At 26.3% G+C, this 22,030-nt stretch carries 21 protein-coding genes; 20 read left to right on the top strand and 1 reads right to left on the bottom strand.

Annotated elements, in window-relative coordinates; translation table 11 throughout:
- The first annotated feature begins 233 nt into the window (after window positions 1-233).
- The gene (locus tag ABDZ71_RS09895; RefSeq protein WP_343761239.1) at window positions 234-896 is read left to right on the top strand and encodes an FMN-dependent NADH-azoreductase; all 663 of its coding nucleotides are present in this window, start codon (window positions 234-236) and stop codon (window positions 894-896) included.
- A 55-nt stretch (window positions 897-951) separates the two neighbouring features.
- On the opposite strand, the gene ndk is transcribed toward ABDZ71_RS09895, so the two are convergent.
- Window positions 952-1,356: a nucleoside-diphosphate kinase gene (ndk, locus tag ABDZ71_RS09890; protein WP_343761237.1), complete on the bottom strand. Its 405-nt coding sequence runs from the start codon at window positions 1,354-1,356 to the stop codon at window positions 952-954.
- Window positions 1,357-1,698: 342 nt separating this feature from the next.
- On the opposite strand from ndk, the gene ABDZ71_RS09885 reads away from it, so the two are divergent.
- From ABDZ71_RS09885 to anmK, 19 genes are all read left to right on the top strand, one after another.
- Window positions 1,699-3,834 carry a BglG family transcription antiterminator gene (locus tag ABDZ71_RS09885; protein WP_343761235.1) on the top strand — a complete coding sequence of 712 codons (2,136 nt, stop codon included), beginning with the start codon at window positions 1,699-1,701 and terminating at the stop codon, window positions 3,832-3,834.
- A gap of 138 nt (window positions 3,835-3,972) precedes the next feature.
- Window positions 3,973-4,422, top strand: coding sequence for a PTS sugar transporter subunit IIA (locus ABDZ71_RS09880; protein WP_343761233.1), 450 nt, complete (start codon window positions 3,973-3,975; stop codon window positions 4,420-4,422).
- Window positions 4,423-4,454: 32 nt separating this feature from the next.
- On the top strand, window positions 4,455-4,739 hold the full coding sequence (locus ABDZ71_RS09875; protein ID WP_343761231.1) for a PTS sugar transporter subunit IIB: 285 nt from the start codon (window positions 4,455-4,457) through the stop codon (window positions 4,737-4,739).
- A 34-nt stretch (window positions 4,740-4,773) separates the two neighbouring features.
- Window positions 4,774-6,036 (top strand): PTS ascorbate transporter subunit IIC, encoded by a 1,263-nt coding sequence (gene ulaA, locus ABDZ71_RS09870; RefSeq protein WP_425544705.1) that lies wholly within the window; start codon window positions 4,774-4,776, stop codon window positions 6,034-6,036.
- Window positions 6,037-6,158: 122 nt separating this feature from the next.
- The gene (gene fsa / locus ABDZ71_RS09865) at window positions 6,159-6,806 is read left to right on the top strand and encodes a fructose-6-phosphate aldolase (RefSeq protein ID WP_343761228.1); all 648 of its coding nucleotides are present in this window, start codon (window positions 6,159-6,161) and stop codon (window positions 6,804-6,806) included.
- Between the two features lie 350 nt (window positions 6,807-7,156).
- Window positions 7,157-7,765: a LysE family transporter gene (locus tag ABDZ71_RS09860; RefSeq protein ID WP_343761227.1), complete on the top strand. Its 609-nt coding sequence runs from the start codon at window positions 7,157-7,159 to the stop codon at window positions 7,763-7,765.
- A 44-nt stretch (window positions 7,766-7,809) separates the two neighbouring features.
- Complete coding sequence (locus tag ABDZ71_RS09855; protein ID WP_343761226.1) at window positions 7,810-8,709, top strand: fumarylacetoacetate hydrolase family protein; 900 nt, start codon at window positions 7,810-7,812, stop codon at window positions 8,707-8,709.
- Window positions 8,710-9,042: 333 nt separating this feature from the next.
- Window positions 9,043-10,764: an adenine deaminase gene (gene ade / locus ABDZ71_RS09850; RefSeq protein WP_343761224.1), complete on the top strand. Its 1,722-nt coding sequence runs from the start codon at window positions 9,043-9,045 to the stop codon at window positions 10,762-10,764.
- A 42-nt stretch (window positions 10,765-10,806) separates the two neighbouring features.
- Window positions 10,807-11,154 carry a YqfO family protein gene (locus ABDZ71_RS09845; RefSeq protein WP_343761222.1) on the top strand — a complete coding sequence of 116 codons (348 nt, stop codon included), beginning with the start codon at window positions 10,807-10,809 and terminating at the stop codon, window positions 11,152-11,154.
- Window positions 11,155-11,495: 341 nt separating this feature from the next.
- Entirely contained in the window at window positions 11,496-11,876 is a 381-nt protein-coding gene (locus ABDZ71_RS09840) for a hypothetical protein (protein ID WP_343761221.1), read from the top strand.
- Window positions 11,877-12,082: 206 nt separating this feature from the next.
- Window positions 12,083-12,724, top strand: a complete 642-nt coding sequence (locus tag ABDZ71_RS09835; protein ID WP_343761219.1) for a lactate utilization protein — start codon at window positions 12,083-12,085, stop codon at window positions 12,722-12,724.
- 255 nt (window positions 12,725-12,979) lie between these two features.
- Window positions 12,980-14,110, top strand: coding sequence for an aldo/keto reductase (locus tag ABDZ71_RS09830; protein WP_343761218.1), 1,131 nt, complete (start codon window positions 12,980-12,982; stop codon window positions 14,108-14,110).
- Between the two features lie 237 nt (window positions 14,111-14,347).
- On the top strand, window positions 14,348-14,653 hold the full coding sequence (locus ABDZ71_RS09825; protein ID WP_343761216.1) for a PTS sugar transporter subunit IIB: 306 nt from the start codon (window positions 14,348-14,350) through the stop codon (window positions 14,651-14,653).
- A gap of 107 nt (window positions 14,654-14,760) precedes the next feature.
- The gene (locus ABDZ71_RS09820; RefSeq protein WP_343761214.1) at window positions 14,761-16,041 is read left to right on the top strand and encodes a PTS sugar transporter subunit IIC; all 1,281 of its coding nucleotides are present in this window, start codon (window positions 14,761-14,763) and stop codon (window positions 16,039-16,041) included.
- A gap of 129 nt (window positions 16,042-16,170) precedes the next feature.
- Complete coding sequence (locus ABDZ71_RS09815) at window positions 16,171-17,484, top strand: 6-phospho-beta-glucosidase (RefSeq protein WP_343761213.1); 1,314 nt, start codon at window positions 16,171-16,173, stop codon at window positions 17,482-17,484.
- Between the two features lie 24 nt (window positions 17,485-17,508).
- Window positions 17,509-17,826, top strand: a complete 318-nt coding sequence (locus ABDZ71_RS09810; RefSeq protein WP_343761211.1) for a PTS lactose/cellobiose transporter subunit IIA — start codon at window positions 17,509-17,511, stop codon at window positions 17,824-17,826.
- Between the two features lies 1 nt (window position 17,827).
- The gene (locus ABDZ71_RS09805; protein WP_343761209.1) at window positions 17,828-18,118 is read left to right on the top strand and encodes a hypothetical protein; all 291 of its coding nucleotides are present in this window, start codon (window positions 17,828-17,830) and stop codon (window positions 18,116-18,118) included.
- A gap of 11 nt (window positions 18,119-18,129) precedes the next feature.
- Window positions 18,130-20,811: a sigma-54-dependent transcriptional regulator gene (locus ABDZ71_RS09800; protein WP_343761207.1), complete on the top strand. Its 2,682-nt coding sequence runs from the start codon at window positions 18,130-18,132 to the stop codon at window positions 20,809-20,811.
- A gap of 58 nt (window positions 20,812-20,869) precedes the next feature.
- Window positions 20,870-22,027: an anhydro-N-acetylmuramic acid kinase AnmK gene (gene anmK / locus ABDZ71_RS09795; RefSeq protein WP_343761205.1), complete on the top strand. Its 1,158-nt coding sequence runs from the start codon at window positions 20,870-20,872 to the stop codon at window positions 22,025-22,027.
- The last annotated feature ends 3 nt before the right edge of the window (window positions 22,028-22,030 follow it).

The following is a 22,030-nucleotide window of genomic DNA, read 5'->3' as shown; positions in this document are numbered from 1 at the left end:
TCCTCAAGTTTTATGTTAAGTTATTATAACATCTTATTTAAGTTAATACTATTAATTTTTTATTAATAATAGATGTTATTTAATAAAGAATATCTTAATTTAAGTTAAAATCATAGATGAATTTTTTTTATAGTTATAGAATAATAAAAATTATAAAATTATAACTTTTATCTTATTACTTGAATAAATAAATTAAATAAGCAAAAAATAATTGTAAAATTGGAGGTGTTTAAATGAAAAAGTTATTATATATATCTGTAAATACTAAACCGGAACATTTATCTACTAGTAAAACTGTAGCAAGAAAATTTATAGAAAGTTACATGGCTGAAAATCCAGATTTTGAAGTAGAAGAATTAGATCTTTATAAAGATTATATACCAGAATTAAATTATAAAATGTTTAAAACAAGAGCTGAAACAGTTACAGGAGCTGAATATGATGCATTATCAAGTGAAGATAAAAAAGGAGTAGATAGAATAAATGAACTTTGTGATCAATTTTTAAGTGCAGATACTTACGTTATTGCAGCTCCAATGTGGAGTATAAGTTTTCCAGCAAGACTTAAATCTTATGTTGATTGCGTTATAATAAATAATAAGACTATAAAGGTTGAGCCAGAGAATGTAGAAGGATTATTAGGAGATAAGGAAAGACAGATGATATATATTCAATCCTCAGGTGGAGTATATCCTAAAATTATGGATTGGAAATTAAATCATGGCGTAAATTATTTTCATGATTCTTTTAAATTCTTAGGAGTTGAAAAATTTGAAAAAATATTAGTTGAAGGTGTTGATATGCCATCTGTAGGAAAAGAAAAGGCTATGGAAAAAGCATATGAAGACATAGATAAAGTAATAGATAAGCTTTCTAAAAAGCCCCTTTTCACATAATATAATTTAATTAAAAAAGAGTTATAAGTTAATAATTTATAACTCTTTTTTATTATTATAAATTATTAAACCATATAGAAATTTCTTTTAAAGCATGGCTTTTAGAATCAGATGCATGAACTAAGTTTTCTGTTTTACTATTTCCAAAATCTCCACGTATTGTTCCCATTTCAGCGTCTATAGGATTGGTATTACCATGCATTTTTCTTACAGAACTTATAACATTTGACCCTTCAATTATCATTGCAATTAAGGGACCGCTTGTCATATAATTTATCAAATCTTCAAAAAAATCTTTATCTTTAAGATCTTCATAATGTTTTTCTAAAGTAGATCTAGAAGCTTTAGTCATTTTCATATTACTTATAGTTAGACCTTTTTGTTCATATCTATCTATAATTTTTCCTATTAATTTTCTTTTAACTCCATCAGGTTTTATGAGAACTAAGGTTTTCTCCATTTTTAATCACTCCTTTATAGCATTAAGATTTTATAGAATATAAATTTTATAGCTACAATAATAATATTAGTATTTAATAATTTAGTCTTAATTATGTGAAGATATATACACTATATGATTCTACATTTTTTAAAACAATATATAATTACCAAATAGTATTTTAAATAAGAATGAATTTATTATTAATAGTTTAAAATTTCCTAATTGATTAGAAAAAAATAATATAATCAAAGTGTTTTTTTATTTTATTTATGTAATATACTATAAAGTTAGTAACCTTATAGTATATTACATAATGATAGAAAGTAACTATAAAATAAAATCTTAAGAAAAGAGGATAATATGGAACTTAATAAAAATTGTATTGAAATTTTACAATATTTAAGAAAAAAACAGGATTTTGTTAAAATAGGAGAGTTAGCAAAAGAGTATAAACTTACAGATAGAGCTATAAGATATAGAATAGATAAAATAGAAAGCTTTTTAGTTAAGAATGGATTTCAATATTTAGAAAAGCAGCATTTAAAAGGTGTTCGCTTAGTAGAAGAGCCAAAACTTCAGAAATTTTTAGATGATTTTATAGGAAATTATACACCCTATAGATATGTGTATTCTAAAGACGAAAGATTTAAATTTATAATCTTAAAACTTCTAGAAGACAATAATCCTATGAATATATCTTATTTTGAAAAAAAACTTTGTATTTCAAGAAATACGGTTTTAAAGGAGTTAGACAAAGTTGAAAAATGGTTAAATGAAAGAAATATAAAGATGTTAAGAAAACCTAGAGTTGGAATAAATGTTCAAGGAAAGGAAGTAGATAAAAGGAAGGCTATTCTTGAAACAATGTCTAAAAGTGTGTCTACAGAAGACATTGTGAATTATGTTAATAGAAGAATATGTCAATCTAAAATAAATAATTTGCAATTTGATATACTGTTTTCTGATATAGATATAGATTTTATAGATAAAATAATTAAAAATTCAGAGATTAAGTTAGAAAGACAATTTAGTGATGAAGCTTATGGAAGTCTAGTTACCCATGTTGCTTTAATGATAAAAAGAATTCAACTTAATAAATCTATTTATCTACCAGAATTAAAAATAAATTATATGAATTGTAAAGAAGAATATAAAGTAGCTAATAATATAATATATGAAGTTGAAAATCATTATAATATAAAAATCCCAATAGAAGAAAAAAGCTATATAGTATTACATCTTTTAGGTGCTAAAGTTATTAAAAATGATACTGTTTATCAAAACAAAGATGAATATAAAATAGATGATTTATATGTTGTAGTTAATAATATGACTGATGATTTTGAAAAGATATATGCTGTTGAATTAGGGAAAAACAGAGGAAAAGTTGTAGATGGGTTAGTTATGCATTTAAGGCCTAGTATATATAGAATAAAATTTAATCTTAAGCTTGTAAATCCCTTTCTTCGTGAAATAAAGGTTAAATATAAAGAACTATTTATAAACACAAAAATTATAATGAAACATTTAGAGAATTATATAGGTAAACCTATAGATGATAATGAAGTAGCTTATGTTGTATTACATTATGGCGCAGCCCTTAAAAATTGTGAAAAGAAAAAGAATTTTAAGGCTAGAATAGTATTAGTTTGTGGTACTGGAATTGGTACAGCTAGAATGGTAGCATCTCAAATTGTAAATGAATTTGATGTAAAGATAGTTAATATAGTCTCTAGTAGAGAAGTTAAAAAGCTAGATTCTAAAGATTATGATTTTATAATAAGTACCGTTTATATAGCTAATGTTGATGAGAAAAAATATATAAAAATAAGTCCTCTTTTTTTAAAAAATGATTATAAAAAATTGAAAAGTAATTTAAATTTAAAATACAAAAGAAATAGTAATGATGATGAAGTTAAGTTTGTAAAAAAAATCATGAACATAGTTGATAAATACAGTGACATTAAAGATAGAAATCAATTAGAGTATGAAATAATGTATGCTGTTAAGAATAAAAATTACAATGAAGGAAAGGTAGAAGTATTTCAATATGGATTAAAGGATTTATTAAAATGGGAAAATATAAAACTAAATGTTAAGTGTAGAAAATGGAAAGAAGCAATTAAGATTGGTACAAGCATACTTATAGAAAATAATAGTATAAGTAATAGTTATGAAGAGGCTATAATAAAAAGTTTTAAAGATTTAGGACCTTACATGGTAGTTGCTCCAGGAATAGTTTTATCTCATGCTAAACCAAGTGATGGAGTTAATAATACTTCTATGAGTCTTATAACATTAGATAAACCTGTTAAGTTTAATCATAAACTTAATGATCCAGTAAAACTTATTGTAACATTAGCTACAAAAGATGAAAAATCTCATCTTAAAGCAATGAGAGAGCTTATGGAATTGTTTATGAATAGTGAAGATTTAAAAGAGATATTTAATGCTATAAATAAAGAAAAGGTAATTGAAATAATTAATAAGTATTAATATAAAGTTCAATTTTTCCTAAAGAATTAGAAATTGAAAGTATTTTTAAAACGTTTAAATTAAGGTTTTCATCAAATATAATATAACTGTAAAGGAAATAGAAAAATTAAATAAAAGCAAAAATAAGAAGGTGTAAAAGTGCTGAAAGATTTACTAACAGAAGATTTTATAAATGTAAATGTACAATGTGGTGATTGGAAAAAAGCTATAAAAGAAGGTACAAAAATTCTTATAGAAGAAAATTGTATAGAAAAAAAATATGAAGATGCAATATTTAATAATTTTAAAAAAATGGGAACTTATATGGTAATAGCTCCAGGAATAGTTTTATCTCATGCTAGACCTGAAAACGGTGTAAAAAAAATTTCTATGAGTATAGTTACTTTAAAAAATCCAATAAATTTTGGAAGTCAGCTTAATGACCCTGTAAAGTTAATTGTAACATTGGCAGCTAAAGATAGTGAAGGGCATTTAAAAGCCTTATCACAGCTTATGGAAATATTTATGAATAGTAAAGATCTTGAGAACATATTTAATGCTAAAGATAAAAATGAAATCATTAAAATAGTACAAAAATATTCTAAATAATAAATAGTATAAATTAAAGGGAGGAATAAAAAATGAAAATTTTAGTTTGTTGTGGAAATGGTTTAGGATCTAGTTTTATGATGGAGATGAATATCAACAATATTTTAAAAGAATTAAATGTAAGTGGAGTAGAAGTAGATCATTCAGATTTAGGTTCAGCAAAGGGAACAAGAGCTGATGTTTATGTTGCAACTAAAGATTTAGCAGATCAATTATCATCAGTAGATGGAAAAATAATATCATTAAATAATATGCTTGATAAAAATGAACTTAAAGAAAAAATAACAGAACTTTTAAAAGAAAAAGGAATTATATAATATTTTAAAGATTTTATACTAAGGAGGAATAATGGTGTTAAAATTTTTACTAGATATATTAAGTACTCCAGCTATTTTAGTTGGATTAGTGGCTTTAATTGGTCTTGTAGCTCAAAAAAAACCTTCATCTGAAGTTATTAAAGGTACTATAAAAACAATAATGGGATTTTTAGTATTAGGTGGTGGAGCAGGAATTGTTATAGGTTCTTTAAATCATTTTGGAAAAATGTTTCAATATGGTTTTGGAATACAAGGAATAGTTCCAAATAATGAAGCTATAGTTGCTTTGGCCCTTAAGACTTATGGTACACAAACAGCTCTTATAATGGCATTAGCAATGGTGGTAAATATATTAATAGCAAGGTTTACTAAATTAAAATATATATTTTTAACAGGTCATCATACATTATATATGGCTTGTATGATAGGTGCAATATTAGTAGCAGGTGGTATGAAAGGCACAGCCCTTGTTATAGTGGGAGCTTTGATTTTAGGATTTATAATGGCTATATTCCCGGCAATTGCCCACCCTACCATGAAAAAGATAACAGGTCAAGATGATGTGGCCTTTGGACATTTTGGCACAATGGGATATATGGTTTCAGTATTAGTTGCTAAGATAGTAGGAAAAAATTCTAAATCTACAGAAGAAATTAAATTTCCACAAGGTTTAACTTTTTTAAGAGATACTTCTGTAGCTATAAGTTTAACAATGGGAATATTATATATAATAGTAGCTATAGCAGCAGGTCCTACTTATGTACAGTCAAAATTAAGTGAGGGACAAAATTACATGGTGTTTTCAGTAATACAAGCTATAACTTTTGCAGGTGGAGTTTATGTAATACTTGCAGGTGTTAGATTAGTACTTGGAGAAATTGTACCGGCATTTAGAGGAATAGCAATGAAATTGGTTCCTAATGCAAAACCTGCATTAGATTGTCCAGTAGTTTTCCCTTATGCACCTAATGCAGTTTTAATAGGATTTTTATCAAGTTTTGTTGGTGGAATAATTGGTATGTTTATATTAATACAATTAAAAGCTCCAGTTATTTTACCAGGAGTTGTTCCTCACTTTTTCTGTGGTGCAGCAGCTGGTGTCTTTGGTAATGCTGTAGGAGGAAGAAAAGGTGCTGTATTTGGGGCTTTCTTTCATGGACTTTTAATAACATTTTTACCAGTACTATTATTGCCTACATTGGGAAGTTTAGGATTTTCTAATACTACATTTAGTGATGCTGATTTTGGTGTTGTAGGAATAATACTAGGTAATATATTAAAATTATTTACACATTAATATTTGAAAAATTAGCCAATAACATTTATAATTTAAAATATAAACATTTACATCATTGAGATTGTTTAATCTTAATGATGTAAAACTTTAATATGAACATAAAGGTAAAGGGGTTGTAATATATGAAAATTTTTATTGATACTGCTAATGTAGAAGAAATAAGAAAAGCTAATGACATGGGAGTAATATGTGGTGTAACTACAAATCCTTCTTTAATTGCAAAAGAAGGAAGGGATTTCATAGAAGTAGTAAAAGAAATCACAGATATAGTAGATGGACCTATAAGTGCAGAAGTTATAAGTTTAGAGTCTGAAGGGATGATAAAAGAAGCAGAAAAACTTTCAAAGATTCACAAAAATATAGTAATAAAAATACCTATGACTGTAGAAGGTCTAAAGGCAGTTAAAGTTCTTTCAAAGAAAGGAATAAAGACAAATGTAACTTTAATTTTCTCAGCAAGTCAAGCTCTTTTAGCAGCTAGAGCAGGAGCATCTTATGTAAGTCCTTTCTTAGGAAGACTAGATGATATAGGAACTGAAGGAATGATACTTGTAAAACAAATAGCTAATATATTTAAAATTCATAATATTAGTACAGAAATAATATCAGCTAGTGTAAGAGGACCTATGCATGCAATAGAAGCTGCAGAAGCAGGATCAGATATTGCTACTATTCCTTATAATGTAATACTTAAAATGATAAAACATCCACTTACAGATAACGGCATAGAAAGATTTTTAAAAGATTGGGAATCAGTAGAAAATAAATAAAAAAGATTTTAAAGCTATGTGTATGCGCTTACATTTATTGAATTTATAATTTAATATAGTATATTAAATAAATGATAAGTATTTAGTTGAATTGTATAAAATAATATATAATTAATAGAAATTTATAAATAAAGAGATATTAACTTAAAATTTAAGATTAATATCTTTTTGTTTTTTTAAGAGATATTTTATTATTTATTAGTTATAAATTTACTGAATAGTTTTTTATATAATTAAATATATAAGTAATAATATAATTTTACATAAACAACATATTTAAACTGTTTTAATTTGATTAATTAGTATATAATCTTCATATATAAAAGATAGATGTAAAGGAGGAGAAAATAATGTTTAGCATCGCTGGATTTCTATTTTATGTAATAATTAATACATTTACGCCAGGACCGGTTAATATTATGGCTATGACCAATGGAAGTTATTTTGGATATAGGAAAAGCTTAAGATTTATGTTAGGAGTTATTATAGGATTTATAATAATTATGATAACTTGTAGTTATTTGAATTTATTTTTGGCAAGTATTTTTCCTAAGGCTGAAAAGTTAATGAACGTCTTAGGGTTTTGTTATATGATATATCTATCTATAAAGATTATGAAAAGTGATTCCAAGGAAACAGTAGGTAAATATAGAGAGATTAATACTTTTACTACTGGCATTTTTATACAACTTATGAATCCCAAATTAATACTTTTTGGAATGACTGTAACATCAAGTTTTATAGTTCCATATTATCAATCTAATATACACTTAATATTATTTACTGTGTTAATGGCAAGTATAGGATTCATAGCGCTTTCTACTTGGGTTATTTTTGGATTTTTACTTCAAAATATCATAAGTAAGCATAGAAAAAAATTTAATATTATAATGGCAATACTTTTAATATATAGTGCTAGTTCCTTAATAAATATAGAAGATATAATTAATTTAATATAATGTTAAATACTAATATATGATATTTATGGAAGGGGAATAATTAAATGAATTTTATAACATATGTTTATGACAACAAAGAAAGAGTTGGAGTTTTAAAGGAAGATAAGGTTATATCTTTAGAAGAATTATTAAAGGATTGTAATGAGGTAATTCCTAAAGATATGTTAGATCTTATAGAAAATTATGATGAATCTATATTAAACAAATTAGAAAAGTTATTAGAAAAAGAAAACAATAACTATATTTCTTTAGATTTAGTAAAATTAAAAGCACCTATACCATATCCAAAAAGAAATATTATATGTCTTGGAAAAAACTATGTTGATCATGTAAAAGAAATTAAATTAACACAAATAGCAGGTATGGATATACCAGAGAAGCCAATATATTTTAGTAAAATAGCATCTCCTGCTATAGGGGATAAAGATAGCATAGAGTTTTCAAAGAGTGTTACTAGTAAAGTAGATTATGAGGTAGAGTTAGCTATAATAATAGGTAAAGATGGAAAAAACATAAAGAAAGAAGAAGCGGAAAATTATATATTTGGATATACAATAATAAATGATGTTTCAGCAAGAGATTTACAAGGGGATCATAAGCAATGGTTTAAAGGCAAGAGTTTAGATACATTTTGTCCTATGGGACCATCTATAGTACATAAAAATGCTGTGCCTTTTCCTGTTAATTTAAAAATACAATCTAAAGTTAATGGAGAAGTAAGACAAAATTCAAATACTAAGAATCTTATTTTTGACATACCATATATTCTAAGTGATTTATCTAAAGGGATAACTTTAAAAAGAGGAGATATAATTTGTACAGGTACACCAAGTGGTGTAGGAATGGGTTTTGAACCTATTAAAGTTTTAGAAAATAGTGATATAGTAGAATGTTATATAGAAAAAATAGGTACTCTAAGTAATAATATTAAGGTAAATGATTAATTAGGAATATAAAAATAAATAATAAGGAAAAGACTTAGAGGATATTTTGTGAAATATAGTGGCTGGAGTTTTATAACTAAATAGATTGACTATATGGATTTTTAAATTTAATAACTATTTATAGATAGAAGGAGTATGTAAAATAAAGCTTTATTAAATAAAAGCTTTGTTATATATACTCTTATTATTTTATAAATATAAATTATTGATATATTTCAATATATCAATAATATGAATAAAAAAAGTCATAAAATTATTGACAATGATGCTAAAATGCAATAAAATGATTAATTAAAATAGTAAAAATAAAATAGTTAAATGTGAGGGGTAAAAATGAGAAATTTAATTGATGTAGCATCTGGTAGAAAAGTAGCTGAGTTAGTATTAAAGTCATGTAAAGTTATTAATGTTTTTTCTCATGAAATAGTTGAAGGAGATCTAGCTATAGATTCAGGTAAAATAATTGGAATAGGCAGTTATAAAGGAAAAAAAGAGATAGATATGAAAGGCAAATACATTTGTCCAGGTCTTATTGATGGACATATACATATAGAATCATCTATGTTATCACCAAAAGAATTTACAAAAGCTGTAGTTTTAAAGGGGACAACTACTATAATTGCAGATCCACATGAAATAGCCAATGTATGTGGATTAGAAGGAATAAAGTATATATTAGATGAAACTGATGATGTTCCTTTAAATGTTTTTGTAATGCTACCCTCTTGTGTTCCTGCTACATTTTTTGAAACATCTGGTGCAATTCTAGAAAAAAATGAATTAAAATCATTCATAAACAATCCAAGAGTATTAGGATTAGGAGAAGTTATGAATTATCCAGCAATTATAAATGGAGAAAGCAAGATGTTAGATAAAATAAATATGGCTAAGGATTATAATAAGATTATAGATGGTCATGGTCCTAATATCAGAGGTGAAGATCTAAATGCTTATAAAATTGCAGGAATAAAAACAGAGCATGAGTGCTCTACTGTAGAAGAAATGAATGAAAGAATAAGAGAAGGAATGTATATAGCAATAAGAGAGGGATCTGCAGCTAAAAATTTAAAATCTCTTTTAAAAGGAATTACTAAGGAAAATTCTAGAAGATGTATGCTCTGTGCAGATGATAGACATCCAGAAGACATATTAAATGAAGGTCATATAGATAACAGTGTAAGAATAGCAATAAAAAGTGGTATTGATCCTATATCAGCTATAAAAATGGCAAGTTTAAATACTGCAGAATGTTACGGATTAAAAAATTTAGGGGCTATAGCACCGGGATATGATGCAGATTTTATAATTTTAGATGATTTAGAAAATTTTAATATAGTAAAAGTTTTTAAGAATGGTAAATTAGTAGTAGACAATAATAAACCATTATTTAATTTCAATATAAAATCAAATTCTTTAGTTACAAATACTATTAATATAAAAAAAGTAACTAAAGAAGATTTGAATATAAAAATGAATAGAAATACTGCAAATGTTATTAAAGTTATTTCTAAAAGTATATTGACCAAAAAAGTAGAGAGAAAAGTCTTATTAGATGAAGATCAATTGTTTAAGTATGATTCTTTAAATGATATAGTAAAAATTGCAGTAGTTGAAAGACATAAAGCTACAGGGAATGTTGGATTAGGACTTGTAGAAAACTTTGGAATAAAAGGAGGGGCCATAGCTTCAACTATAGCCCATGATTCACATAATATAGTAGTTATAGGCGATAATGATGAAGATATGATTTTGGCAATCAATGAAGTTAAAAAAATTGGCGGAGGAATTACAATTTGCTCTAAAGGGAAGGTTTTAGAGAGTTTAGAATTAAAAATAGCTGGACTTATGTCAGAGCTACCTATAGAAAAAGTTAGCAAAAAATTAGGGAAAATGCTCTCTATTGCATATAATAATTTGAAAGTAAACAAAGATATTCAACCTTTTATGACTTTAGCTTTTTTAGCATTACCTGTTATACCAGAAATTAAAATTACAGATAAAGGATTATTTGATGTTAATAATTTTAAATTTATAAGTATAGATGAAAGTATTTAATTTAATACTATATATAAAAGAAATATAAGAGGTGTTTTATAAATGGAGTATGATGTTTTTAAAATAGAAGTTTATATACCTTATGATAATATACAAGACCTTAGAGAGGAACTAAACAAAATAGGAGCTCTTACTATAGGAGGGAATTATGACAATTGTATGTATATGTCTAAAGGAATGGGATGCTTTAGACCCTTAAAAGGAGCTGATCCTTTTAAAGGAGAAGTAGGAAAGCTTTTTAGGGAAGAAGAATATAAAATAGAGTTTGGGTGTAAAAGGGAACTGGTTAAAAAAGCAGTAGAAACTATAAATAGAGTACATCCTTATGAAGAGCCAGTTATAAATATAGTTCCTATTTTAACTAGATATGATGTAGATTATAAAATTTAAGATTTTATTAACATATTGTGCCATTGTAAATAGAGTATATTTGCAATGGCTTTTTTAATAAATTAGAATTTCTTATCGAAATGGAATGTTTTTTTATAATATATGATTTTTTTTATTAAAATGATATAGAATTTATCAAAAAATGAATTACGAAAGCTGGTAAATAATGGTTATATATTACAGATGTAAATGTTATAATATTTGTTGTAGATAAGTTTATAAAAAATATTTTATTAACTAAAGGTTTATGAAATATTAATGGGTACAAGCTATGGAACTTATGAAATTTTATAAAACTAAATTGTAAATATTTTATCAAATATAAAATTAGGAGGGAAAATATGCGGAAAAAGATTAGCATACTCTCAGCTTTATTTTTTATATTACTTATATTTGTAGGATGTTCAGCAGAAACTTATACTATAAGCAAGGGTAGCATAGAGGTTTGTGATAGTGGTATTACAGGAGCTTATGGTAATTTTAATGGGAAGTATTGTAAAAAAGTAAAATTTGATAAAGGAGATAAAATAATATTTCACATAGATATACGTAGTGTTAAAGGTAAGATAAAATGTGAGCTTATTTATCCAGATGGAAAACCTTTTGTTGAATTAAAAGATAATAAAAGAGTGGAAATATCTAAAGAAGGAGAATATAAAGTTCAGGTTGATGGAAAAGAACACGAAGGAAACTTTATGGTTTACTGGAATAATGATATTTAAAGTAGTTTTAATTAATATAAGATAAAATATGAAATAGCTGTCTAAAAAAATGGACAGCTTCTTAGGTGGCATATTATAAGGATTTCATAATATACTTATTAGGTTTTTTATTGAAACTGTTAAATTTAGTTATTGATTTAACTACTATAAATATTATAGAATCTATATATAATATATGTTTTTAATAAGTTAGGGGGAAATGTAAAATGGATAATAATGCAAAGTTTGTAGTGGAAAAAAAGGTAGAAAGAACAATAAAATCGTTAGAAGAAAATAATATGGAAGGATATTATGTAGAGGATGAAAAAGAGCTTATAGATAAAGTAAAAGAGCTTGCAAATAAAGGAGACATGATTTCTGTAGGTGGTTCTATGACTTTATTTGAAACAGGGATTATAGATCTTATAAGAAATGGAGATTATAATTTCTTAGATAGATATAAAGAGGGGCTAACTCCTAAAGATATAAAAGATCTATATAGAAAAAGTTTTTATGCAGATACCTATATTACAAGTACTAATGCTGTTACAGAAGATGGGGAACTTTATAATGTAGATGGTACAGGCAATAGGGTTGCATCTATGATATATGGACCAGACCAAGTAATAGTTATTGTAGGAACTAATAAAATAGTAAAAGATGTTGATGAAGCTATTGAAAGAAATAGAGAAATAGCAGCTCCAGCTAATGCTAAAAGATTAAATAGAGCTACTCCTTGTGCAAAAGTAGGGTATTGTATGGATTGTAAAAGTAAAGACAGAATATGTAATGACTACGTACTTATAAGAAGACAAGGAAATAAAGGCAGAATAAAAGTTATTATAGTGGGAAAACAATTAGGATATTAAATTTATAAATAAAAAACATATAGCATTTAGTAATAGAAGCTATATGTTTTATTTTTCTTATTATATGTAAATGCATATGTATTTACAGTATTAATGTTAAATGATATTGATATGTAGTTTTATATGATGACTAAAATTATTAGCAATAATAAAAATTAGTTTTTATTTTAACTTTTAGTGATTGATGCTAAATTTTATCATACTTATAATAATGGTTACTCAATAAAATTTATTTGATTTATTAGGAGGATAAATATGTTATATAGGAATTTTGGACAAACTAATAAGAAAACATCAATACTAGGACTTGGGTGTATGAGATTTCCGGTTTTTAATAACAGCAATAAAGATATAGATGAAAAAAGAGCTATAGAAGAAATAAGATATTCTATAGATAATGGTATTAACTATATAGATACTGCTTACCCATATCATGAAGGAAATAGTGAATATATAGTGGGTAAAGCGTTAAAAGATGGATATAGAGAAAAAACATATTTAGCTACTAAATTACCTTCTTGGCTTATAAATACTAGGGAAGATATGGATAAATATTTAGATAAGCAGTTAGAAAAATTACAAACTAATTATATTGATTTTTATCTATTGCATGCTTTGAGTAAAGATAAGTGGGAAATTTTAAAGAAAAATAATGTATTTGATTTTATAGAAAAAGCATTAAAGAATGGTAAAATAAAAAATATAGGATTTTCTTTTCATGATAACTTAGAGGTTTTTAAAGAAATAGTTGATTCTTATGATTGGGACTTTTGCCAGATTCAATATAATTATTTAGATGAAAAATATCAAGCAGGATTAGAAGGTTTAAAATATGCTCATAAAAAAGGAATGGCAGTAGTAATAATGGAGCCTTTAAGAGGCGGAGGGATTGTTAAAAGTGTTCCTAAAGATGTACAAGAGGTTTGGGATAAAGCTGACATTAAGAGAACCCCAGCAGAGTGGGGATTAAAATTTTTATGGAATCATAAAGAAGTAACTGTAGTTTTAAGTGGAATGAGTAGTATTAATCAAGTTAAAGAAAATATAGAAACAGCAAATCATTCTAATCCAAATTCTCTTACTAAGAAAGAATTAAAACTTATAAATCAAGCTAAAGAAATATATAATTCTAAAATAAAAGTTAATTGTACAGAATGTAAGTATTGTATGCCTTGTAGTTGTGGAATAAAAATACCTAGTATATTTAGACTATATAATGAAGCATCTATGTTTGATGATGTAGATGGAAGAAAAGAAATGTATAATAATCTTATAGAAGTAAAAGCATCTAAATGTATTGAATGTGGAAAATGTGAAAAAGCATGTCCTCAACATATTCTTATTAGAGATATGTTAAAAGAGGTAGTAGGTTTGTTTGAAAAATAGAAATACATTTTTAGCATATATCAAAAAAATTAAGATTTATTAGTAAAATAAATAGTTTTTAGAGTAATATATGGCCTTTTTATTCTACTAAATAGTGTATCAAATAAAGTGTATCATTTTATTTAAGATGATACACTTTTTTAAGTATATAGATTTAAAGCCATTTATATTAGTTGGCATGTTTTTTGCGTATATATTTTTATAAATAATTTAATTTTAAAAGGGAGGTATTTAATTATGAAAGTTTTAATGGTTTGTTCAGGAGGAATGTCTAGTGCCATTGTAGTAAAAGCAATAAAAAAAGAAGCAGATAAACAAGGGTACGATATTGATATTAAAGCGGTGGGTACTTCAGAATTTGAAGCAGAAATAAAAAATGGATATGAAATGGCACTTATAGCACCACAAGTTAAATATAAGTTTGATGTTTTGAAAGAACAATTAGGAGATCTAGATATACCAATGGAAATAATAGTACCAATGGGGTATACACCAATTGGAGCTCCAAAAGTATTAGAACAAATAAAAAAACATGTGAGCTAAGAAAAGGCTAACATATAAATTTAAAGGCAAGTAGATAAAAAAATGTGAGTTAAGAAACATAAGATTAAATAACAAATGATTAGAATTTAATATAGGGAGGAAATTCAATGAAGAAGTTTTTTGAATTCATGGAAAAATACTTAGTTCCTTTTATGACAAAACTTTCTGAGCAAAGGCATTTAAGAGCAGTTCGTGATGGAATAATTTCTACTATACCACTTATAATTGTTGGAAGTTTTTTTCTTATAATAGCTATGCCACCAGTACCTGCTTGGGCAGAGGCAGTAAAACCATATATAGGTAAAATCATGTTCCCATATAGACTTACTATGGGGATAATGGCCTTATATGCAGCATTTGGAATAGGGCATAATTTAGCTAAAACTTATAAACTAGATGCACTAGCTGGAGGTGGACTTGCAGTTGCAGCATTTTTATTAACTAATCTTCCAGTATCAATAGAACAAAACGATTTAGGATGGGTTTTACCTTTAGCAAATTTAGGTGGATCTGGAATGTTTACAGCTATATTAATGTCTATATTTGCTGTAGAAGTTTTAAGGTTTACTAAAGAAAAGAACTTAACAATAAAAATGCCAGAAGGTGTTCCAGAATCAGTAGCTAATTCGTTTGCAGCTTTAATCCCAGCAGCAATAATAATATTTTTTATTTGGATTGTAAGAGGAATATTAAATTTTGATATTCAAGCATTCATATTAAATATATTTAAGCCACTTGTAGTAGCAGGAAATACTCTTCCAGGGGTTTTAGTTCCTATAGTACTTGTTACTTTATTGTGGGCTTGTGGTATTCATGGCGACTCAATAGTGGGAACTGTTGCAAGACCTATATGGCTTACATTGCTTGATGGAAATATGGCAGCAAAAGCTGCAGGAAATGCAATGCCTAATATTGCTCCAGAACCATTTTTCCAATGGTTTGTATGGATTGGAGGGTCAGGAGCTACTTTGGCATTAGTATTTTTAATGCTTTTTTCAAAATCTAAATATTTGAAAGATTTAGGGAAAGCTTGCATTATTCCAGGAATATGTAATATTAATGAACCAGTAATATTTGGTGTACCTATAATGTTGAATCCAATGTTTATGATACCGTTTATATTAGCACCATTAGTATCAGGAATAATAACTTATTATGCTATGTTTTTTAATATAGTAGCAAGACCATGTGTTTTAGCTCCATGGACTTTGCCAGCACCTATAGGAGCATATTTTGCAACTGGTGGTGATTGGAAAGCTGTTGTTTTAGTAATAATAAACATAGTGCTAAGTGTTTTAATATATTATCCATTCTTTAAAGCATATGAAAAGAAAATGCTTGAAGAACAAAAAGAAAATATAGAAGCTGAAACTAATGCTACTATGTAAAAGATAATTAATTTAAACTGTTATGAGTATGAAGCCATTAAAAGGTATTTCATACTCATAGCATTATAATTTAGGTAATCTAAATTTATTGTTTTAATATAAATGAATTTAACTTTGGAGGCGTATACAATGAAAGGATTAAAGGTAGTTGTAATTGGCGGAGGAAGTAGTTATACTCCAGAAATAGTAGAAGGATTTATAAAAAGATTTAAAGAACTTCCATTAAAAGAGCTTTATTTAGTAGATATAAAGGAAGGAGAAAAAAAATTAAATATTGTAGGAGCTTTAGCTAAACGAATGTTTGAAAAAGCAGGCCTTGATACAAAGGTTATTTTAACTTTAAATAGAAGGGAAGCTTTAAAAGATGCAAATTTTGTGGTTACTCAATTCAGAGTTGGAGGATTAGAAGCTAGAGCTAAAGATGAAAGATTTCCTTTAAAGTATGATGTATTAGGACAAGAAACAACAGGTCCAGGAGGAATGGCAAAAGCATTTAGAACTATACCAGTTATTTTAGATATTTGTAAGGATATAAAAGAATTGTGTAAAGATGCATGGCTTATAAACTTTACTAATCCTTCAGGATTAGTTACAGAAGCAGTTTTGAAATATACAGATATAAAATGTATAGGACTTTGTAATGTTCCTATTCATATGACTATGGATGTAGCTAAAATGCTTGATATACCTTATAAAGATATATTTATAGAATTTGTAGGATTAAATCATTTGGTATGGGGTAAAAAGGTTTGGAATAAAGACATAAATGTTACAAAAGAAGTTATAGAAAAACTTCAAGATGGAGAAAGTTTGACTATGAAAAATATATCAGATTTGAAATGGGATAAAGATCTTTTAAATGGATTAAATATGATTCCATGTCCATATCATAGATATTATTATATGACAGATACAATGGTTAAAGAAGAAAAAGAAGATGCTAATGGTAAGGGAACAAGAGCTGAGCAGGTTAAAGCTATAGAAAAAAGGCTTTTTGATTTATATGATTGTGAAGAACTTAAAGAAAAACCAAAAGAGTTAGAAAAAAGAGGGGGAGCTTATTATTCAGATGCAGCAGTATCTTTAATAAGTTCTATATATAATAATAAAAAAGAAATACATGTTGTTAATACTAGAAATTATGGCACAATAAAGGGAATACCAGATGATTCTGTTATAGAAACTAATTGTATAGTAGATAGCAGAGGAGCGACACCTTTAAACTTAAAGGGAGAGTTACCTACAGAAATATTAGGACTTATACAAAAGGTTAAAAGTTATGAAGTGTTAGCAGCTAAAGCAGCAGTTGCAGGGGATAAAAGTAAGGCTTTAATGGCTTTAGTCAATCATCCTTTAGTTCCTTCAGTAAATATAGCTAAAAAATTATTAGAAGATTTATTAACTATTAACAAAAAATATTTGCCGCAATTTAACGAACAATAATTTTATTTAAATGGAGGAATATATATGGAACAAGAAATTTTTAATATAATATCTCATGGTGGAGATGCAAGAGGTTATTCTTATGAAGCTTTAAAGATAGCTAGGGAAGGTAATATTAAAGAAGCTAAAGAAATGATGAAAAAAGCTCAAGAGGAACTAGATTTAGCCCATAATACTCAAACAAAACTTATACAATCAGAGATTAATGGAAGACCTTTAGATATGTCTCTTTTGTTAGTACATGCTCAAGATCAGTTAATGACAGCAATAGCTGAAAATAGCTTAATAGAACAAATGATAAATATGTGTGATGAAATAAATCAATTAAAAAGAAGGCTTTAAAATGATAAAGATTTTATATAGTTTTGTTTTAATAGGTATGCTTATTTTTAGTATTAATTTTACTAAATTTATAACAAATAAATTTAAAATTAATAGATGGATACTTGCCTTTTGTGCCCCATTAGTACTTATAATACCTTCTGTTGTCTTTGACAATTTAAGTAATGTAGCTTGGTTTATTTTAATATTTATATTTTTTGTTATGTGCATAATGTTTTTTGAATTAAATCGGGTTAAAATAGAAAAAAGACAAATGGTAATGAAGAATAATTTTAGGACTAAAAAAAGATAGGATGGGGTGCCATGAAATATAGGCAAGTTTATTACAAATTGAAAGAAATATGCTTAAATAAGTATTTGAACAAAGAGTGTATAAAGGGTGCAAGTACAGTAGAAATTGCTAAAGATTTAAATATGCAAAGATCTAATGTATCTAGAGAATTAAGTAGACTTGTTTTAGAGAAAAAAATAAAGAAAGTTAATGGAAGGCCAGTTCTTTATTATATAGATGATGATATTTTAAAAAATTATTCGAAAGAGATTTCTAGCAAGAATAGCATATCAGTGATGGATACTATTATAGGTAAGAATAATAGTTTAAGAAGTGTAATATCACTTGCAAAGGCAGCTATAGTATATCCACCAAAAGGACTTCATACGTTGATAATTGGAGAAACTGGGGTTGGTAAATCTTATTTTGCTAAGTGTATGTTTAAATATGCTTTGGAAATTAAAACTATAAAACATGAAAAAAGTTTTGCTGTATTTAATTGTGCGGATTATGGTAATAATCCGCAGCTTTTAATATCTCATATTTTTGGAGTTAAAAAAGGAGCATATACTGGTGCTAGTAAAGATAGAGAAGGCATTATAGAAAAATGTAGAAACGGAATTTTGTTTTTAGATGAAGTGCATAGACTTCCACCACAAGGTCAAGAAATGCTATTTACTTTAATAGATGAAGGAAGATATACTCCTCTTGGTAGTAACAAAGAAGAAAAAATAGATGTGATGATTATTTGTGCTACCACGGAAAATATACAATCTTCGCTTTTAAAAACATTTGCTAGAAGGATACCTGTTACTATAGAATTGCCTTCTTTAAAAGAGAGAAGTTATGAAGAACGATTAAGTTTAATAAAGCACTTTTTTTATGAAGAATCAAAAAGAATAAATAGGAATATAGAAGTAGAAGAGGAAGCTATAACATCTTTATTGAACTATGATTGTCCTAACAACATAGGACAATTAAAAAGCGATATTCAAATAGCTTCTGCAAAAGCTTTTTTAAGAAATATGTTTAAAAAAGATAATATGAAAATAAATTTAGATGATTTTCCTATAGAAGTTAGAAATGGATTTTTAATGTCTAAAAAGACTAATTATAGAAATATGAAATTTAACAGTACAAATTCCTTAGATATAAATGAGAAAAATATTATTAAAGATAAATATAGTTTATCTAAAAATATATATGATTTTATAGATAAAAAAACTACTGAATTACAAAATAAAGGAATTGAAAAGGGGAAAATACAGCAGAAATTAACGAGAGAAGTTGAAGTTTTTATAAAAGAATATTTAAACAACATAGATGATAAAAGAAACCAAGATACTATCAAAAAAATTGTGGATAATAAGTTATACGATATTTTAAAATCATTCTTACAGTATGCTGAGCATAAATTAAAAAGAAAAATATCAAAAAATGTTTTTATTGGGTTGCTACTTCACATAGACACATTTTTAGGAAGAATAAAAGATAACAAGACAATAGAAAATCCTAATATAGATAATATAAGAAAACAGTATAATAAAGAATTTAAATTAGCAATTGTTTTAGCTGATAAATTAGAAGAAGAATATAATATAACTATACCTATGGGAGAAATCGGGTTCTTGACAATGTTTTTTACTAAGAATATAAAAAAATCTAGAGGAAAAGTTTCAATCTTAATAGCTATGCATGGAGAAAGTACAGCAACTTCAATGTCTAAAGTGGCAAATCAATTATTAAATACAAATCATGCAGTTGGGTTTGATATGAATCTTTCTATGAAGCCAGAAATAGCTCTTCAAAATATAGAAAAAATAGTTAAGGAAAAAGATGAAGGTAGAGGTGCTTTAATTTTAGTTGATATGGGATCATTAAAATATTTTGGGGAGATAATAGAGCAAAATACAAGTATAAAAATAAGAACTATAGATATGGTTACAACAGCTATTGTTATAGAAGCTACTAGAAGGGCAATTATGAATCAGGATTTAGATAAAATATTGGAAACTGTAACTACTGAAAGTAAATATTTAGGACAAATAAAAGATCAAATGTTAGATGAAAAAAAGAATAAAAAAATTATAATAACAGCTTGTTATACAGGAATTGGAACAGCTCAAAAACTTAAGGATATATTATATAAAAAATATGATAAAAGAGAATATGAAATAGTAAATTTAAGTATTAAAGATCAGTATGAATTTAAAAAAGCAGTAAAAAATATTAAGAAGAAAAATGATATAGAGTGTATTATAGGTGCATTTAATCCACAAATAGAAGAAATAAGATATATATCTTTAGAAGAATTTTTCAGGTGTTTTTCTCTTAATCAATGTGAAACCTACATGAGAGATGAAAAGGTAATAAAAGAAATAAAATTAATATATAAGAGCTATCTTAATTTAGATGGATATGAATTTATTGTAGATGAATTTATAAATATTTTACATGATATAAATAATATATATTCTATACATCTAGATTATGAAAAACTTCAAGGATTACTAATGCATTTTGGATGCTTAGTTGAAAAGTTGGTAAATGGAGAAAAAATAAGTGATTATGAAGATTATGACATAGTTATCGGCAGACATAAAGACTTATTTAAGTTTTTTAAAGATAGATTAAAAAGTATAGAAGAAAAATTAAGTGTAGAATTTTCAGACAATAGTATCACACAATTAGTTGGAATAATAGTTAATGTTTAAATTTATTTCTTGTTAAAAATAGTTTGTGAAATGGTATAAAAAAAGAGAGGTTATAATAATGAATCAAGATATTAAATATGGAGTAGGATTAATGTCTGGTACTTCATTAGATGGTGTAGATGCTGCTCTTGTAAAAATAACAGGTTATGGAGAAAACACTCAAATTGATCTTTTAGGATTTTCAAATGAAGATATGGATAAAGGTTTAAAAAAAGAAATTAAAGAATGTTGTAGTCCTACTACATCTAGTATTGATAAAATTTGTAGCCTTAATTTTAAATTAGGGTATGTTTTTGCAGATGCAGTAAAATCTGTATGTGCAAAAGCGGGATTTGATTTGAAAAAACTAGATTTTATAGGGTCACATGGACAGACAATATATCATATACCTAAAGATAAAAATCATTTGAATAAATCTACTTTTCAAATTGGAGAGCCATCAGTTATTGCTTATGAAACTGGTAGCTTAGTGGTATCAAATTTTAGAACTATGGATATGGCAGCAGGGGGAGAAGGGGCTCCTTTAGTTCCATATACAGAATATTTGTTATATAAATGTAATAAAAATAGAGTTCTTCAGAATATAGGAGGAATAGGAAATTGTACTATTATTCCAGCTGATTGTAGTATAGATCAAATATATGCTTTTGATACAGGACCTGGGAATATGATAATTGATGAAGTAGTACAAAGATTAAAAGGGAAAAAATATGATTATGGTGGAAAATTTGCAGCTCAAGGTAAGGTAAATGAAATAGTTTTGAATGAACTTTTAAATATTGAATATATAACTAAAAATCCACCTAAAACTACTGGAAGGGAACAATTTGGAAAGGAATTTGTAGATAACTTTTTGAAAAAATATAATAATTTAAAATCGGAAGATATCATAGCTACGGTTACTATGTTTACAGCTAAATCTATAGAAATAAACTATAGAAAATTCATATTAAATAAATATGATATAGATGAAGTTATTATAGGTGGTGGTGGAAGCTATAATTCTACTTTAATTGATATGTTAAAAGGACTTTTAAAAGAATGTAGAGTATTAACAGGTGAAGATTTAGGAATGAATTCAGATGCAAAAGAAGCTATAGCATTTGCAGTTCTTGCAAATGAAACTTTAAAAGGAAATTGTAGTAATATAATTGAAGCAACTGGAGCAAAAGAGAGAGTTGTTTTAGGAAATATAACACCTAAAATAAGGAGGTAAGTA

This window comes from Clostridium oceanicum, assembly GCF_039521385.1.
Classification (GTDB): Bacteria; Bacillota; Clostridia; order Clostridiales; family Clostridiaceae; genus Clostridium_F; species Clostridium_F oceanicum.
This window is presented reverse-complemented; position numbering and strand designations above follow the sequence as displayed.

Bases quoted from the DNA above. Each gene is read 5' to 3' on its own strand.
- ABDZ71_RS09835 (WP_343761219.1), top strand. From the start codon at position 12,083: ATGGATAATAATGCAAAGTTTGTAGTGGAAAAAAAGGTAGAAAGAACA.
- ABDZ71_RS09815 (WP_343761213.1), top strand. From the start codon at position 16,171: ATGAAAGGATTAAAGGTAGTTGTAATTGGCGGAGGAAGTAGTTATACT.
- ABDZ71_RS09845 (WP_343761222.1), top strand. From the start codon at position 10,807: ATGGAGTATGATGTTTTTAAAATAGAAGTTTATATACCTTATGATAAT.
- fsa (WP_343761228.1), top strand. From the start codon at position 6,159: ATGAAAATTTTTATTGATACTGCTAATGTAGAAGAAATAAGAAAAGCT.
- ABDZ71_RS09805 (WP_343761209.1), top strand. From the start codon at position 17,828: ATGATAAAGATTTTATATAGTTTTGTTTTAATAGGTATGCTTATTTTT.
- ABDZ71_RS09810 (WP_343761211.1), top strand. From the start codon at position 17,509: ATGGAACAAGAAATTTTTAATATAATATCTCATGGTGGAGATGCAAGA.
- ABDZ71_RS09895 (WP_343761239.1), top strand. From the start codon at position 234: ATGAAAAAGTTATTATATATATCTGTAAATACTAAACCGGAACATTTA.
- ABDZ71_RS09885 (WP_343761235.1), top strand. From the start codon at position 1,699: ATGGAACTTAATAAAAATTGTATTGAAATTTTACAATATTTAAGAAAA.
- ABDZ71_RS09875 (WP_343761231.1), top strand. From the start codon at position 4,455: ATGAAAATTTTAGTTTGTTGTGGAAATGGTTTAGGATCTAGTTTTATG.
- ABDZ71_RS09840 (WP_343761221.1), top strand. From the start codon at position 11,496: ATGCGGAAAAAGATTAGCATACTCTCAGCTTTATTTTTTATATTACTT.
- ABDZ71_RS09830 (WP_343761218.1), top strand. From the start codon at position 12,980: ATGTTATATAGGAATTTTGGACAAACTAATAAGAAAACATCAATACTA.
- ABDZ71_RS09855 (WP_343761226.1), top strand. From the start codon at position 7,810: ATGAATTTTATAACATATGTTTATGACAACAAAGAAAGAGTTGGAGTT.
- ABDZ71_RS09860 (WP_343761227.1), top strand. From the start codon at position 7,157: ATGTTTAGCATCGCTGGATTTCTATTTTATGTAATAATTAATACATTT.
- ABDZ71_RS09800 (WP_343761207.1), top strand. From the start codon at position 18,130: ATGAAATATAGGCAAGTTTATTACAAATTGAAAGAAATATGCTTAAAT.
- anmK (WP_343761205.1), top strand. From the start codon at position 20,870: ATGAATCAAGATATTAAATATGGAGTAGGATTAATGTCTGGTACTTCA.
- ndk (WP_343761237.1), bottom strand. From the start codon at position 1,356: ATGGAGAAAACCTTAGTTCTCATAAAACCTGATGGAGTTAAAAGAAAA.
- ade (WP_343761224.1), top strand. From the start codon at position 9,043: ATGAGAAATTTAATTGATGTAGCATCTGGTAGAAAAGTAGCTGAGTTA.
- ABDZ71_RS09820 (WP_343761214.1), top strand. From the start codon at position 14,761: ATGAAGAAGTTTTTTGAATTCATGGAAAAATACTTAGTTCCTTTTATG.
- ABDZ71_RS09825 (WP_343761216.1), top strand. From the start codon at position 14,348: ATGAAAGTTTTAATGGTTTGTTCAGGAGGAATGTCTAGTGCCATTGTA.